This window comes from Pinisolibacter sp. DMC100 (assembly GCF_056313705.1).
The window spans coordinates 59,418-73,044 of sequence record NZ_JBQUZT010000001.1 but is presented as its reverse complement, the minus strand read 5'-3'; the positions used below and the strand labels follow the sequence as shown (position 1 = coordinate 73,044).

Here is a 13,627-nt window from a genome sequence, read left to right as displayed (position 1 = left end):
TGTCACGCCAGGACCCGATACTCGTGGGGTGCATGGCAGGGCACACGAAAACGATGGGACACACTACCGTAATCCGCGGTGACGTTGCATCCCTCCACTCGTATTAAGATTAAGCGCAAACCCAAACGACCTCGCGCGCGTCCGCCGCGTCGGTCAGGAGTCTTCGTCGCCGTGAAACGTCTCGCACTGCTTTCCCTCTTCGCCGTTCTCGCCACCCTGCCGGCTCGCGGCGAAGACATGCCGCATCAGCTGACCGGCGAGCTCATCCAGACCGAACACGAGAACTGCAAGACGTCGACCGGATACGGCATGAAGTTCACCCGCTTCGTCGATTTCGACGGCGACGGGCGCAACGACGTGGTGCTCGACTACGCCGACGCCTCCTGCGGCGGCAATCCGGAGCCCTATTGCAACGACGCCGGCTGCCTGCTGAAGGCCTATCGTTCTGAGAAGGGTTCGTGGCGCAAGGTCTTCGACGGCCGCGTCAAGTCGTGGTCGGTGGGCGAGGCCGGCGGGCGCAAGGCGCTGCTGGTCGACGGCAAGCCGGCCTACTGAGGGCTCACGCCGTGCGTTCGAGCGGTGGGCGGCCGGCGAGCAGCCGGCCGTGCAGCTCGCGCACCGAATAGGGCTTCTCCAGCCAGTCGTCGATCGCCGGCGGCAGCTCCGCCGGGCGGGCGCGGCCGGTGACGGCGACGATGCGGGCGCGCCGTGTGCCGCGCGTGCGGGCGAGGTCGTGGGCGAGCCTGTCGCCGGCGACGTCGGGCAGGCCGAGATCGATCAGCACGACGTCGAAGGTCTCGGCCTTGGCCGCGGCGATCGCCTCGCGGCCGTCGGCGACGATGGTCGCGGCGACGCCGAGCGGCTGCATCATCGCCGCCAACAGCGTGCGGCCGATGGCATGATCCTCGACCGCGAGCACGCGCAGACCGGCGAGCGGCAGGCCGGCAAGGGTGGGATCGGTGGAGCGGGTCTCGGTCATCTGGCTCTCCGGACGATCGGATGAGCCTACGCCCCGTCGCTCAACACCCGGTTAAGCCGGTCGATCTCGGCCGCGGTCTTCTCCCAGCCGATCAGGCGGCGGATGTCGTCGGGCGTGGCGCCGCCGGCGCGCAGATCGGCGAGCGCGGTGTCGGCCGCCGACTTCGACAGTTTGCGGCCCTCGGCGTCGAGCACCAGATCGTGATGGCACCAGATCGGCGTCGGCAGGCCGAGCAGGGTCTGCAGGGCGCGATGGACGCTGGTCGACCAGAAGAGATCGCGGCCGCGCACCACGTGGGTGACGCCCTGGGCCGCGTCGTCGACCACCACCGACAGGTGATAGCTGGTCGGGATCTCCTTGCGCGCCAGCACCGGATCGCCCCAGGCGGCGAGATCGACCGGGATACGGCCGGTCTCCCCGTTCGGACCTTCGCCCACCTCGCGCCAGTCGAGCGGCCCGATCCGGGCGGCGGCGCGGGCGCCGTCGAGGCGGAGCGCCACCGGTTCGCCCGGACGCGGATCGCCGTCGCCGGGGGGCGGGAAGGGAGCGCCGTCGGGATCGCGCGGCCAGACCTCGCCGCGGGCTTCGGCCGCGGCGACGGCGGTGCGGATCTCGGCCCGCGTCGCATGGCTCGGGCGCAGCAGACCCTGCGTCTCGAGCCGGTTCAGCGCCGATCGATAGCCGGCGAAGTTTTCCGATTGACGCCGCGGTTCGCCGTCCCAGTCGATGCCGAGCCAGGCGAGATCCTCGAGGATGCCGGCCTCGTACTCGGGGCGGCAGCGCGTCGTGTCGATGTCTTCGAGCCTCAGCAGGAAGACGCCGCCGAGCGCGCGGGCGAGCGCGTGATCGAGGAGGGCGGAACGGGCGTGGCCGAGGTGCAGCCGGCCGTTCGGCGAGGGGGCGAAGCGGAAGACGGGTCTGGACATGGGCGGGGGTGCGAGACGACAGTTCGCGATCCTAACCCGCCGCGCGGCCGCTGTCGCCTCGGAGGGGGACGGGCGACGAGGGAGCGAACGATGCGGCGGATCGAGGGCGACGACGACGTGGCTGCGGGGCTCGTGGCCCTCGCGACGATCGATCCGCGGCTCGTGCCGGTGATCGCGGCGAGCGGCCCGGTGCCGCTCCGGCGGCGTCCGCCCGGTTTCGGCGGTCTCGCCCGGGTGATCACGGCGCAGCAGGTCTCGGCCCAGGCCGCGGCCTCGATCTGGTCGCGGGTCGAGGGCGTGATCGGCGCCGAGCCTCTGCCCGAGCACGTCGCGCGGGTCGACGACGAGACGCTCAGGGCGGCGGGGCTCTCGGCCGCCAAGGTCCGGACGCTCCGGGCGGTGGTCGAGGCCTGCGAAGCCGGGCTCGATCTCGAGGGTTGCGCGAACCTCGCCGAAGAGGACGCCGTGGCGCGGCTGGTGGCGATCAAGGGCATCGGCCGCTGGACGGCGGAAGTGTGGCTGCTCTTCTCCGCCGGTCATCCCGACATCTGGCCGGGCGGCGACCTCGCCCTGCAGGCGGCGATCGGCGACGCCTTCGGCATCGCGGAGCGGCCGAACGAGAAGGCGGTGCGGGCGATCGCGTCGGCCTGGGCGCCGTGGCGCGGCGTCGCGGCGCGGCTGTTCTGGGCCTATTACGCGGCGCGACGGCAGGGGCGCGAGGGCATGGCGCGCTGAAGGCGCGCGGCGGCACGGCGTGTCGTCGCGGACACGCGGTGCGCATCGGCAACAGGGCCGCGCCATCACGCGTCCGCGTCTTCACACGAGCGACATGCGTCCCGTACACTGTCCCCGTCGTTCGTGGTGCCGGCGTTCTCGGCCGATTCGATCGTCGGCGAGGCCCGCACCGCTCCCAGCGGAGAGCGAGGTGCGCCTTGACGATCCACGTGACGCCCCGATCCCATCCCGTCCTGGTGCTGAACGCCGACCATCGTCCGCTCAGCTATTACCCGCTGTCGCTGTGGTCCTGGCAGGAGGCGATCAAGGCGGTGTTCATGGACCGCGTCGACATTCTCGCCTGTTACGACGTCGCCGTCCGCAGCCCGAGCCTGAGCATGGCGCTGCCCTCGGTGGTGTCGCTCAAGTCCTATGTCCGCTCCGAGCGGACGCCCGCCTTCACCCGGTTCAACGTCTTTCTGCGCGATCGCTTCACCTGCCAATATTGCGGCTCGGGCCAGGACCTGACCTTCGACCACGTGGTGCCGCGGGCGCGCGGCGGGCAGACGACCTGGGAGAACATCCTGACCGCCTGTGCCCCCTGCAATCTGCGCAAGGGCGATCGCTCGATGCGCGAGGCGGGGCTCCATGCCCACCAGATGCCGTGGCGCCCCACGGTCCACGACCTGCACGAGGCCGGCCGGCACTTCCCGCCGAACCATCTGCACGAGAGCTGGATGGACTATCTCTATTGGGACACCGAACTCGATCCGTGAGCGGCGGACGGTGGTCGCGGCGATCGGTCGCCCCGCCCTTTTCGCGCGAGCGCGGCGGGGTTCGCCCTATTGTTGATGGAAATCAAGTTGTGCGGCGTCGATGAAATGTTAAGAGACGATCGGGGCAAGGGGTATCCGTTTTGTCGCGTTCCGTCCGCTTCGCGTCGCGTCTGCTCGTCGCACTGGCGTTGATCGTTCAGATCGTCGCGCCGGTGGGTGCGAGCGCGGCCATGATGCGGATGACCTTCGATCCGGCGGCCGAAGCCTCGATCTGTCTCCACGACGAGGACGGCGCCGACCTCTCCGGCAACGCCGATCACGGGCTCGCCCGTCACGGCGAGGCCTGTGGCCTCTGCCAGCTGGTGGCGGCGGGCGGCCATGCGCCGCCGGTCTTCGTGCAGATCCCCGTCGACGTGCCGCCCGCGAGCGCGATCGTCGCCTGGCGCATCGTCGTCGAGGCCGTCGTCGCCGAACGGCACCTCGACCAGATCCGCGGCCGCGCACCGCCCGCTCTTTCCTGACCTGCCCTCAGCCGCCGGCGCGTTTCCGCGCGTCCGGCCGTCTTGGCGCGCGACGCCACGCGTCCGCCCGGCATCAGGAAAACCGTCATGTCCCGTATCGGTCTCATGGGGAGCACCGCGCTCCTCGCCGCCGTCGTTCTCGCCCTTCCCGCCCAGGCCGCGCCGCAGGAGAAGCGGGCCGCGGAGGCCCTTCCCGAAGTCGTCGTCACCGCCGACCGCGCCAAGCCGGCCGCTGCGCCCGCCGGGCTCTCGACCCCGATCGGTGCCTTCACGCTGACCGGCGAGCCGCTGGCCGCGGCCGCCGCCGTCTCCGACGACACCGCCGCCATGCTGACGGCGATCCCCGGCGTCCAGGTGGCCGCCGGCGGCGGCGTCTCCTCGCTGCCGGTGATGCGCGGCCTCGGCGACGACCGCATCAACGTGCTGACCATGGGCATGGCCATCACCTCCGCCTGCGGCAACCACATGAATCCGCCGCTGTCCTATGTCGACCCGTCGCGCATCGGCAAGGTCGAGGTGCTGGCGGGCGTGACGCCGGTCTCCAAGGGCGGCGACTCGATCGGCGGCACGATCATCGTCGAGCCGCGGGCGCCGCGCTTCGCCGGCTCGGTCGGCATCGACGGCCTGCCGGGCCTCCGGCTCGGCAACGGCGTCGTCGCCCACGGTTCGGTGTCGACCTTCTATCGGTCGAACGGCAACGTCGTCGGCGGGGCGCTGAACGCCTCGGTCGCCAATGCCGACTGGAGCCTCGAATACGACGGCGCCGGCTCGCGCGGGCAGAACTACGAGGCGGGCGGCGGCAAGATCGTGCGCGATTCGCTCTATGCGACGCAGAACCACGCGGTGACGCTAGCCCGGCGGCTCGACAGCGGCCAGCTGACCTTCGCCGCCGGCATCCAGGACATCCCCTACCAGGGCTTCCCGAACGTCCGCATGGACATGCTCTACAATCGCAGCGAGTTCATCAACGTCCGTTTCGAGAATGGCTACGACTGGGGCAGGCTCGACGCCCGCGCCTCCTGGCAGGAGACGCGCCACTACATGAACTTCCTCGCCGACAAGATGTCGAACGGCATCGACGCCGCGTCGAGCAAGGGCATGCCGATGTACACCAACGGCACCGACAGCGGCTGGTCGGTCAAGGCCGAGATCCCGATCGGCAAGGCCGACACGCTGCGGATCGGCAACGAGTTCCAGCACACCACGCTCGACGACTGGTGGCCGCCGGTCGCCGGCATGACGACGACGATGTGCTGCTCGACCTTCGTCAACATCAACGGCGCACGGCGCGACCGGCTCGGCACCTGGGCCGAACTCGAGCACGTCTTCTCCAAGGAGTGGTCGGGCCTCCTCGGCATCCGCAACGACACCGTCTGGATGGACACCGGCAACGTCGGCGGCTACAGCGCCGTCGACGTCGGTCCCAACATGATGGGCATGGCGACGCGGGTGAACTATCTGAGCGACAGCACCGCCTTCAACACCCGTTCGCACGCCAAGACCGACGTCAACTTCGATCTGACGGCGCTCGCCCGTTGGAAGCCGCTGGAGACGGCCGAGTTCGAGTTCGGCTACGCCCGCAAGACCCGCTCGCCGAACTTCTACGAGCGCTATTCGTGGTCGACCGGTGCCATGGCGAGCCGGATGATCTCGTGGTTCGGCGATGCCAACGGCTATGTCGGCAACATCGACCTGAAGCCCGAGGTCGCCCACACGCTGTCGACGACACTGGTGCTGCACGATCCGGCGAAGAAGGCGTGGGAGGTCAAGGTCACGCCGTGGTTCTCCCATGTCGAGAACTACATCGACGCCGACCGCAAGACCGGCACCGGCATCAGCTACGGCACGTTCCCGCTGCTGCAGTTCGCCAATCACGACGCCCGGCTCTACGGTTTCGACGCCGCGGTGCGGGCGGAGGTGTGGACCTCGGCGACCTGGGGCCGCTTCGACGTGTCGGGCCGGGCCGCCTACACCCACGGCCGCAACCTCGACACCGACGACGGGCTCTACCGGGTGATGCCGCTCGAGGGCGCGATCGGTCTCGATCATCGCCTCGGCGCCTGGAGCCAGCATGCCGAGGTGCAGATGGTCTCCTCCAAGACCGACGTGTCCTCGACCCGCAACGAGCTGCGCACCGCGGGCTATGCCCTGGTCAACTGGCGGACCGGCTACCAGTGGCGGAACGTCCGCCTCGAGGTCGGCGTCGACAATCTGCTCGACCAGAAATACTCGAGCCCGCTCTCCGGCATCGACTATGGCGAGAACAAGAAGACCGGCGCGATCGGCCCGCTGGCAGGTCCGGGGCGGTCGATCTTCGCCACCGCCAAGGTCGCGTTCTGACCACCGGGGGCGCGGGCGACCCTCGCGCCCCCGTCCGGCATCGTCGGAAGGGTCGATCGGCCGGATCGACCGGGCATTCGGAGTTCATCGTTGGAAACCATCTCGCTCTCCCCGCTGGCGCTCTACGAGAGTGCCGGTCTCGTCGGCCGATCGGTGATGATCGTCCTCGGCCTCGCCTCGGTGTGGTGCTGGGTGCTGATCGTCGAGGCGATCGTCACCATCGTCCGTCTGCGGCGCGCCCTGACCCGGCCCGCCGCGGCCGGTCTCTTCGCGCCGGTCTTCGCCGCCGGGGCTTCGGCCGCGGCGCGCGTGCTGCCCGGCGAGACGACCGGCGAGCGCCGTCATCGGCTCGGCGAGGCGATGGCGGCGACCGGCCGCGCGCTCCTCGCCCGGGCCGAGGGACGGATGCCCGATCTCGCGGTGATCGCCTCGGTCGCGCCTTTCGTCGGTCTGTTCGGGACCGTCTGGGGCATCATGGCGAGCTTCGCCGGCATTGCCGCGGCCCGCGACACCAGCCTCGCGGTGGTCGCCCCCGGCATCGCCGAAGCGCTCGCCGCCACCGCCTGGGGGCTCGCCGCGGCGATCCCCGCGTCGGTCGGCTACAGCCGGCTCGGCGCCGCCTTTTCCGCCATCGCCGCCGATCTCGGCGACCGTGTCGAAGCCCATGCCGTCGATCTCGTCGAAGGAGGAGCCACGCCGTGACCCCCGTCGCTCGCCAATCCGGCCTCGCCCGCCGTCATCGCCCGCTCGCCGACATCAACGTCACGCCGCTGGTCGATGTGATGCTGGTGCTGCTCGTCGTCTTCATGATCACCGCGCCGATGCTGGCGGCCGGCCTCAAGGTCGATCTGCCGCGCGCCTCGGCCGCTCGGCCGCTGCCGCCGGCGGAGCCGATCGTCGTGTCGGTGACGCGCGACGGCGGCGTCGCCGTCGGCCAGGACATCGTCGGCCGCGAGGCGCTGGTCGAGGCGGTGCGGGCGCGGACGCAGGGCGACGACACCCGCGCCATCCACGTCCGCGGCGACCGCGAGGCGGCCTACGGCGAGGTGGTCGGGGTGATCGATCTCCTCGCCGCCGGCGGCTTCTCGCGCATCGCGCTGGTGTCGCAGAGCCGGTCGACCCCGACGGCGGCGTCCGATTCCCGTTCGCCGGCGGCGACGCTCGCCGCCGCGACCACGGTCGACGAGACGATCCGGTGACCACGCGCGCGATCCGACCGGTCTGGCTGCGTCCGGCGGTCGTCGTCGCGGTCGTCGGCGTGCACGCGGCGGTCTTCGCCGCGCATTTCGGCGAGGCGGTGACGCCCGGCTCCGGACCGATCGAGATCGCGGTGGTCTCCGAGCCCGAGCCCTCGCCCGAACCGACGCCGGAGGTGCTGCCGAGCGACGCCTCGCGCGCCGAGGCGCCGCCGCCCGAACCCGAACCGCCGCCGCCGGAGGTCGTCGAGGAGACGCCGCCGATCGCCGTGCCGACGCCGGTCGCCGAGGTGGCGCTGCCCGAACCGCGCCCGGAACCGGTGCGCGAACGGCCGAAGAAGCCGGTCGAGCGCAAGAAGGAGAAACCGAAGCCGCGGCGCGAGGTCGAGAAGCCGACGCGGGTCTCTTCGATCGATGCCTCGGCGCAGGCGGCGGCGCGGGCCTCGGAGGCGGAAGCGCGGCGGGCGGCGGCGGCTTCCTATGCCTCGCTGGTCGCGGCCGAGATCGCCCGCCACAAGCACTATCCGGCATCGGCGCGCGAGCGCGGCATCGCCGGCGCGGTCGGGGTCGCCTTCACGGTGGGGGGCGGCGGCACGATCGTGTCGCATTCGATCGTGCGATCGTCGGGCCACGGCGAACTCGACGCGGCGGTGCACGGGATGATGGCGGCGGTGCGTCTGCCGCCGCCGCCGGGCGGTTCATACCGCTCGTCGATCTCGGTGCGTTTCGACCTCCGGTGAGGGCGGTCGATCAGGCGCGATCGTTCGGGCCGGCGGCGCGCAGGGCGGCGAAGAGCGTGACGGCGATCAGGCCGAGCGAGGTCAGCACGTTCCAGCCGGCGAAGGACAGGCCGAGGATGCGGATCTGCGGCTTGGTGCAGTCGACGACGTGGGCGGCGCCGAGCGAGCCGAGCAGGTCGCCGGCCTTCGACGGCAGGGCACCGAGGCGGGCGCCGGAACAGTCGGCCGGACCCGGCCACCAGCTCCATTCGGCACCGGCCTGATAGGCGCCGACCCACAGGCCCCAGGCGAAGAGCCCGGCGAGTGCCAGCAGCGCCAGGCGCGGCAGGATCGCCGGCAGGCGGAGGCGGTCGAGGCCGAAGGCGAAGAGCGCCAGCGGCGCGCCGGCGTAATAGGGCACGCGCTGTTCGAGGCAGAGCCGGCAGGGCACGAAGCCGCCGATCAGCTCGAAGCCCCAGGCGGTGGCGACGATGCCGACGGCGGCGACCGCGAGGAGGAGGGCGATCGTGTCGCGGCGCAGGAACGGGGCGGGGATGGTCATCGTCGTTCTCCCGCTCGGCTCACCCGAGCAGTTTCACCGCGAGATAGAGGCCGATGATCAAGGCGGCGGCGAGGCCGGCGATCAGGCCGAGGCGGTTTTCGATGAAGTGGCGGATCGGCTCGCCCCAGCGCTTCAGCGCCCAGGCGAGCGCGTAGAAACGGGCGCCGCGGGCGACGATGGCGGAGACGACGAAGAGCCAGAGATCGACCTTCATCACGCCGGAGAGGATCGTCACCACCTTGATCGGCGGCAGATGGGCGAGGCCCGAGGTGATCAGCAGCAGCAGGACCGAATCGCCCCAGTCGCGCTTCAGCCGCTCGAAGGCCTCGGCCTTGTGGTAGAACTCGAGGATCGGCATGGCGAGCGCGTCGAAGGCGTAGTGGCCGAGCATCCAGCCGGCGATGCCGCCGAGGACCGAGGCCGCCGTGGCGATGAAGGCGTAGCGATAGACGCGATCCGGCCGGGCGAGGCCCATCGGCAGGAACAGCACGTCGGCCGGCACCAGGAAGACCGAGCTCTCGATGAAGGCGATGACCGCCAGCCAGACCTCCGCCGTCTTGCGGGCGGCGAGCGACAGGGTCCAGTCGTAGAGGCGTTTCAGCATCGGGGGGTCTCGTCGGCGGCTTCGGTCGGCCGGGTTTAGCGGAGGCCGGCGGGGGCGTCCACCTCCGCCGCGCCGCTCGAGGCGACGTGATCGCCGGTGATGAACTCGGCGGCGACGTTGACGCCCGACCCTGCCCGACTAATATGCGCCGCCGTGCGGCCCCAGTGGCGAAATGGTAGACGCGGCAGACTCAAAATCTGTTGCCGGCGACGGCGTGTTGGTTCGAGTCCGACCTGGGGCACCACTCTCGAACATCGGCGGGATCTCGCGGCGGCGGCCTCGGCGGCGGCCCGCGTCGCCGCGCCCGAACGGCGCCCTCGATTTGTTTCCCGCAGGTGCCCAATCGACACGGAAAACGCTCTAGTGTCGGGCGACATTCGCCGAGGGCCGATTCGATGCTGACGATTCGCTATGCCGCGTTCTTTGCCGCCGACCAGTCGAACCCGAAGCTCTATTCCGAACTGGCGCTGTCGCTCCTGACCATCGACCGCCACGTCGCGCCCTATCTCGACATCACCGTGCGCATCCACACGATCTCGCCCTTCGTGGCGGCGGCGGAGGCGCTCTGCGGCCACTTCTCGTTCCCCTTCGAGGTGGTGGCGCTCGACCGGATCGAGGGCGGCCGCTTCGAGGAGAACGCGGAATTCGCCAACGCGCTCGGCAATCTGACCGAGATCGATCGGTTCTGCGTGATCCGGATGCTGTCCGACTTCGCGCTGCTCGACGACGACGGCTTCCGTCTGTTGATCGGCACCGACGTCTTTTTCCTCGACTGCCCGCAGGAGGTCTTCGCCTTCGTCTGGGGGCCGGGCGACGGCAAGCGGGTCCTCTACATGCAGGACCTGCATTCCTTCTCGGGCGCCGAATACGGCATCCGCTACTATCACCCGCCGGCACTGCCGTCGCTTCTCGGCGACTTCTACTGCCTGGCCCCGGGGGTGAAGCTGTCGCGCTCGGCGATCACCGGGTGTCTGAAGATGATCGACGCCTGGCCGACGACGCCCAGCCGATTCGTGCCGTCGACCGGTGGCGCGACGGCGCCCGAGCAGCAGGCGGCGGCGATTCTGCTGCAACGTTTCGGCGGCGAGGCGCTGCCGGCGGCGCGCTACGCGCACATCCACGCCCATCCGGATCTGGCGGTCCTGCACACCCACAACATCGCCGACGTGTTCCGCCGGCTGGGATCCTGGAGCATCGAGGCGTTTCAGGAGATCACCGGCTTCAAGGTCGAGATCAAGACGGGTGGCGCCTGACGGGCGGCCGGTCGCACGACGCGGACGTGCGTCGAGGCTCGCGAAGACGGCGGTCGAATGTCTCTGGAGGATCACGGAGGAGAACGCGTCTCCGTGAAATGGTGCCCAGGAGAGGACTCGAACCTCCACTCCTTGCGGAACACGGACCTGAACCGTGCGCGTCTACCAATTCCGCCACCTGGGCAACGGGGGGCTTGTTAAGGGGTCGGCGGAGGCTTGTCAATCGGGTCCGTCGCCGTCTTTCGACCTTTCCACCAAGGGCGAGTGTCGAAGCGCTTCACAGGAGCCGCGGCGAGCGCTAAGAACCGTTCCATATCAAGTCGAACGAGACCCGCCACAGTCAGGGGTTCACGCGCATGACCGCTTCCGACGTCGCCTCCAACGAATCCAAGCTGGTCACCGTCTTCGGCGGCTCCGGCTTCGTCGGCCGCCAGGTGGTTCGCGCGCTCGCCGCCCGTGGCTGGCGCATCCGCGCCGCCTGCCGTCGACCCGATCTCGCCGGCCAGCTGCAGCCCTGCGGCGGCCCCGGCCAGATCGTCGGCGTCCAGGCCAACATCCGTCGCGATCACCGCTGGTCGGTCGAACGCGCGATCGAAGGCGCCGACGCCGTCGTCAATCTGGTCGGCATCCTCGCCCCCTCGGGCAAGCAGACCTTCGCCGACGTCCAGGCCGACGGCGCCCACATGATCGCCGAGGTCGCCAAGTCGGCCGGCCTCGCCTCGATCGTCCACGTCTCGGCGATCGGCGCCGACGAGGCGAGCGCGTCGGAATATGCCCGCACCAAGGCGCTGGGCGAGAAGGCGGTGCTGCACGCGCTGCCCGATTCGGTGGTGCTGCGTCCCTCGGTGCTGTTCGGGCCCGACGACGACTTCTTCAACAAGCTCGGCTTCCTCGCCACGCTGTCGCCGGTGCTGCCGCTGTTCGGCGGCGGTGCCACCCGCTTCCAGCCGACCTACGTGCGCGACGTCGCCGAGGCGATCGCCGTGGCGGTCGAGGGCGGCGCCAGGGCGGGTGCCACCTACGAGCTCGGCGGCCCCGAGGTGAAGACCTTCCGCGAATGCGCCGAGCTGGTGCTCGCCGCCTCGCGCCGCAAGCGCTTCCTGGTGCCGGTGCCCTTCTCGATCGCCAAGATCGCGGCGAGCGTGCTGCAGATCCTGCCGAACCCGGTCGTCACCGTCGACCAGCTCGAGCTGCTCAAGGTCGACAACGTCGTGTCCGACGCGGCGGTCGCCGAGGGCCGTACCTTCGCCGGCCTCGGCATCACGCCGACGGCGATCGAGGCGGTGATCGAGAGCTACCTCTGGCGCTTCCGCGAGCAGGGTCAGTTCAACCGCGACCGCACCGCCTGAGGCGCCGCGCCGGGCGCCCACGAGCGGCGGCGACGGGTCGTACCGGGTCCGTGTCGGGGGCGTGCTCGGCTTGTCGGGGGCGCCGACGCGGCCTATAGGAAGGTCTGCGCCGGCGAACCGTCGAGGCGCTGCTTTTCCGGACCGCGATGCTCACGCTCTTTCATCACCCGTTCTCGACCTCGAGCCGTTTCGTGCGGCTGGCCTGTGCCGAATACGGCGTGACGCCCGATCTGGTGGTGGAAAAGCCCTGGGAGCGGCGGCGCGACTTCCTGCTGCTCAATCCGGCCGGTTCGCTGCCGGTGCTGGTCGAGAACGACGGCCCGCCGATCTGCGGCGCCTCGGTCGTGATGGAATATCTCGACGAGACCCGCGGCTACGCCATGGGCGACCGCCGGCTGATGCCGCAGCATGCCGAGACTCGCGCCGAGGTGCGGCGGCTGGTCGACTGGTTCCTCGGCAAGTTCGACGCCGAAGTCGTCGGCTATCTCGTCCACGAGAAGATCTTCAAGCTGGAGATCCCGCGGGCGCAGGGCGGCGGGGCGCCGGATTCGGCGGTGATGCGGGCGGCGCGCGCCAACATCCGCCATCATCTCAAGTATCTCGGCTGGCTGACGGCGACGCGCGACTGGCTCGCCGGCCCGCGGCTGTCCTATGCCGATCTCGCCGCCGCCGCGGCGCTGTCCTGCGTCGACTATCTCGGCGAGGTGCCGTGGTCGGAGGACGACACCACCAAGTCCTGGTACGGGCTGGTGAAGTCGCGCCCGTCGTTCCGCACGCTGCTCTCCGACCGCATCCTCGCCATCCCGCCGGCGTCGACCTACGCCGACCTCGACTTCTGACGAGCCGCACGATGACCGACGCCTCCCGCCCCTTCGTCGTGGCGATCGACGGCCCGGCCGCCGCGGGCAAGGGCACGCTGGCGTTGCGGCTGGCGGAGGCGCTCGGCCTGCCGCATCTCGACACCGGGCTGCTCTATCGCGCCATCGGCCGGCTGATGTTCGATCGCGGCTACGATCTCGACGATCCGGTGGTTGCCGGACAGTTCGCGGAAGCCCTCGACCCCGAGGATCTGAAGCGCGGCGATCTGCGCGGCCGCGAGGCGGGGGAACTGGCGTCGCGGGTGGCGGTGCATCCGTCGGTGCGCTCGGCGCTGGTCGAGTTCCAGCGCGCCTTCGCCGCGAAGGCTCCCGGCGCGGTGCTCGACGGGCGCGACATCGGCACGGTGATCTGCCCCGACGCCGACGTGAAGATCTTCGTCACCGCCTCGCCGGAGGTGCGTGCCCGCCGCCGCACCGACGAACTGCTCGCCAAGGGCCGCGACGTCCACTACGAGATCATCCTCGAGGAGACGCGCGAGCGCGACGAACGGGACAGCAATCGCGCCATCGCGCCGCTCAGGCCGGCCGCCGACGCACTGGTGCTAGACACGTCGACGCTCGACCGCGACGGGGCGTTCGAGGCCGCCATGGCGATGGTCACGGCCAAACGGGCCGCCATCGGCTGATTTTCTCGCGTTTCCGCCCGTTTCGGCCTTGCCGGATCGGGGCGCGTCGGCTATGGAACGCCGGTTCGAACGGGTGTCCCGGCAACGGGGCGCGTCCGTCTTCCGTCGGCGTCCGAAACGCCGGTCGCATCGGGTTTCCGAGGCGAGGGGAGGGCGGGCATCGTTCGAACGACGATCTCGAGCA

At 70.5% G+C, this 13,627-nt stretch carries 16 protein-coding genes and 2 tRNA genes; 13 read left to right on the top strand and 5 right to left on the bottom strand.

The features are described 5' to 3' along the window. Positions 1–171: 171 nt before the first annotated feature. Positions 172–555 carry a hypothetical protein gene (locus ACT541_RS00340; RefSeq protein ID WP_476133377.1) on the top strand — a complete coding sequence of 128 codons (384 nt, stop codon included), beginning with the start codon at positions 172–174 and terminating at the stop codon, positions 553–555. 4 nt (positions 556–559) lie between these two features. Here ACT541_RS00340 and ACT541_RS00335 read toward each other — a convergent pair whose 3' ends face one another. Both ACT541_RS00335 and gluQRS read right to left on the bottom strand, forming a co-directional pair. Further along, positions 560–979 carry a response regulator gene (locus tag ACT541_RS00335; protein WP_476133376.1) on the bottom strand — a complete coding sequence of 140 codons (420 nt, stop codon included), beginning with the start codon at positions 977–979 and terminating at the stop codon, positions 560–562. A 26-nt stretch (positions 980–1,005) separates the two neighbouring features. Continuing rightward, a complete protein-coding gene (gene gluQRS, locus ACT541_RS00330; RefSeq protein ID WP_476133375.1) occupies positions 1,006–1,905 on the bottom strand; it encodes a tRNA glutamyl-Q(34) synthetase GluQRS in 900 nt (299 codons plus the stop codon). A 90-nt stretch (positions 1,906–1,995) separates the two neighbouring features. Between gluQRS and ACT541_RS00325 the strand changes: the two genes are divergently transcribed. The 7 genes from ACT541_RS00325 to ACT541_RS00295 all read left to right on the top strand — a co-directional run bounded on the left by ACT541_RS00325 (position 1,996) and on the right by ACT541_RS00295 (position 8,192). After that, positions 1,996–2,640 (top strand): DNA-3-methyladenine glycosylase family protein, encoded by a 645-nt coding sequence (locus ACT541_RS00325; RefSeq protein ID WP_476133374.1) that lies wholly within the window; start codon positions 1,996–1,998, stop codon positions 2,638–2,640. Between the two features lie 197 nt (positions 2,641–2,837). Beyond that, positions 2,838–3,395, top strand: a complete 558-nt coding sequence (locus ACT541_RS00320; RefSeq protein ID WP_476133372.1) for an HNH endonuclease — start codon at positions 2,838–2,840, stop codon at positions 3,393–3,395. A gap of 140 nt (positions 3,396–3,535) precedes the next feature. After that, on the top strand, positions 3,536–3,916 hold the full coding sequence (locus tag ACT541_RS00315) for a DUF2946 family protein (protein ID WP_476133371.1): 381 nt from the start codon (positions 3,536–3,538) through the stop codon (positions 3,914–3,916). 87 nt (positions 3,917–4,003) lie between these two features. Further along, positions 4,004–6,256, top strand: a complete 2,253-nt coding sequence (locus tag ACT541_RS00310) for a TonB-dependent receptor (protein ID WP_476133369.1) — start codon at positions 4,004–4,006, stop codon at positions 6,254–6,256. 90 nt (positions 6,257–6,346) lie between these two features. Further along, a complete protein-coding gene (locus ACT541_RS00305; protein ID WP_476133368.1) occupies positions 6,347–6,958 on the top strand; it encodes a MotA/TolQ/ExbB proton channel family protein in 612 nt (203 codons plus the stop codon). Further along, positions 6,955–7,455: an ExbD/TolR family protein gene (locus ACT541_RS00300; protein ID WP_476133367.1), complete on the top strand. Its 501-nt coding sequence runs from the start codon at positions 6,955–6,957 to the stop codon at positions 7,453–7,455. The genes ACT541_RS00305 and ACT541_RS00300 overlap by 4 nt, the downstream gene beginning before the upstream one ends. Continuing rightward, on the top strand, positions 7,452–8,192 hold the full coding sequence (locus ACT541_RS00295; protein ID WP_476133366.1) for an energy transducer TonB: 741 nt from the start codon (positions 7,452–7,454) through the stop codon (positions 8,190–8,192). Before ACT541_RS00300 ends, ACT541_RS00295 begins: the two co-directional genes overlap by 4 nt. A 10-nt stretch (positions 8,193–8,202) precedes the next feature. Here the strand turns inward: ACT541_RS00295 and ACT541_RS00290 are convergent, their stop codons facing one another. Next, positions 8,203–8,733 carry a disulfide bond formation protein B gene (locus tag ACT541_RS00290; RefSeq protein ID WP_476133365.1) on the bottom strand — a complete coding sequence of 177 codons (531 nt, stop codon included), beginning with the start codon at positions 8,731–8,733 and terminating at the stop codon, positions 8,203–8,205. Between the two features lie 19 nt (positions 8,734–8,752). Further along, the gene (locus ACT541_RS00285; RefSeq protein ID WP_476133363.1) at positions 8,753–9,337 is read right to left on the bottom strand and encodes a YqaA family protein; all 585 of its coding nucleotides are present in this window, start codon (positions 9,335–9,337) and stop codon (positions 8,753–8,755) included. A gap of 158 nt (positions 9,338–9,495) precedes the next feature. Between ACT541_RS00285 and ACT541_RS00280 the strand changes: the two genes are divergently transcribed. Both ACT541_RS00280 and ACT541_RS00275 read left to right on the top strand, forming a co-directional pair. Further along, positions 9,496–9,581, top strand: a tRNA-Leu gene (locus ACT541_RS00280). 151 nt (positions 9,582–9,732) lie between these two features. After that, entirely contained in the window at positions 9,733–10,590 is an 858-nt protein-coding gene (locus tag ACT541_RS00275) for a hypothetical protein (RefSeq protein ID WP_476133362.1), read from the top strand. Positions 10,591–10,689: 99 nt separating this feature from the next. Here ACT541_RS00275 and ACT541_RS00270 read toward each other — a convergent pair. Next, positions 10,690–10,774: transfer RNA gene (locus ACT541_RS00270), tRNA-Leu, on the bottom strand. A 172-nt stretch (positions 10,775–10,946) separates the two neighbouring features. Here ACT541_RS00270 and ACT541_RS00265 point away from each other — a divergent pair. The 3 genes from ACT541_RS00265 (at position 10,947) to cmk (ending at position 13,443) form a co-directional block, all read left to right on the top strand. Then, positions 10,947–11,939 (top strand): complex I NDUFA9 subunit family protein, encoded by a 993-nt coding sequence (locus tag ACT541_RS00265; RefSeq protein WP_476133360.1) that lies wholly within the window; start codon positions 10,947–10,949, stop codon positions 11,937–11,939. Positions 11,940–12,085: 146 nt separating this feature from the next. Continuing rightward, entirely contained in the window at positions 12,086–12,778 is a 693-nt protein-coding gene (locus ACT541_RS00260; RefSeq protein ID WP_476133359.1) for a glutathione S-transferase family protein, read from the top strand. A gap of 11 nt (positions 12,779–12,789) precedes the next feature. Further along, positions 12,790–13,443 carry a (d)CMP kinase gene (cmk, locus tag ACT541_RS00255; protein WP_476133357.1) on the top strand — a complete coding sequence of 218 codons (654 nt, stop codon included), beginning with the start codon at positions 12,790–12,792 and terminating at the stop codon, positions 13,441–13,443. The last annotated feature ends 184 nt before the right edge of the window (positions 13,444–13,627 follow it).

What these genes read in the sequence shown, in the direction of transcription:
- ACT541_RS00335 (WP_476133376.1), bottom strand. Translation starts at nt 979, where the DNA reads ATGACCGAGACCCGCTCCACCGATCCCACCCTTGCCGGCCTGCCGCTC.
- gluQRS (WP_476133375.1), bottom strand. Translation starts at nt 1,905, where the DNA reads ATGTCCAGACCCGTCTTCCGCTTCGCCCCCTCGCCGAACGGCCGGCTG.
- ACT541_RS00325 (WP_476133374.1), top strand. Translation starts at nt 1,996, where the DNA reads ATGCGGCGGATCGAGGGCGACGACGACGTGGCTGCGGGGCTCGTGGCC.
- ACT541_RS00310 (WP_476133369.1), top strand. Translation starts at nt 4,004, where the DNA reads ATGTCCCGTATCGGTCTCATGGGGAGCACCGCGCTCCTCGCCGCCGTC.
- ACT541_RS00290 (WP_476133365.1), bottom strand. Translation starts at nt 8,733, where the DNA reads ATGACCATCCCCGCCCCGTTCCTGCGCCGCGACACGATCGCCCTCCTC.
- ACT541_RS00285 (WP_476133363.1), bottom strand. Translation starts at nt 9,337, where the DNA reads ATGCTGAAACGCCTCTACGACTGGACCCTGTCGCTCGCCGCCCGCAAG.
- ACT541_RS00275 (WP_476133362.1), top strand. Translation starts at nt 9,733, where the DNA reads ATGCTGACGATTCGCTATGCCGCGTTCTTTGCCGCCGACCAGTCGAAC.
- ACT541_RS00265 (WP_476133360.1), top strand. Translation starts at nt 10,947, where the DNA reads ATGACCGCTTCCGACGTCGCCTCCAACGAATCCAAGCTGGTCACCGTC.
- ACT541_RS00260 (WP_476133359.1), top strand. Translation starts at nt 12,086, where the DNA reads ATGCTCACGCTCTTTCATCACCCGTTCTCGACCTCGAGCCGTTTCGTG.
- cmk (WP_476133357.1), top strand. Translation starts at nt 12,790, where the DNA reads ATGACCGACGCCTCCCGCCCCTTCGTCGTGGCGATCGACGGCCCGGCC.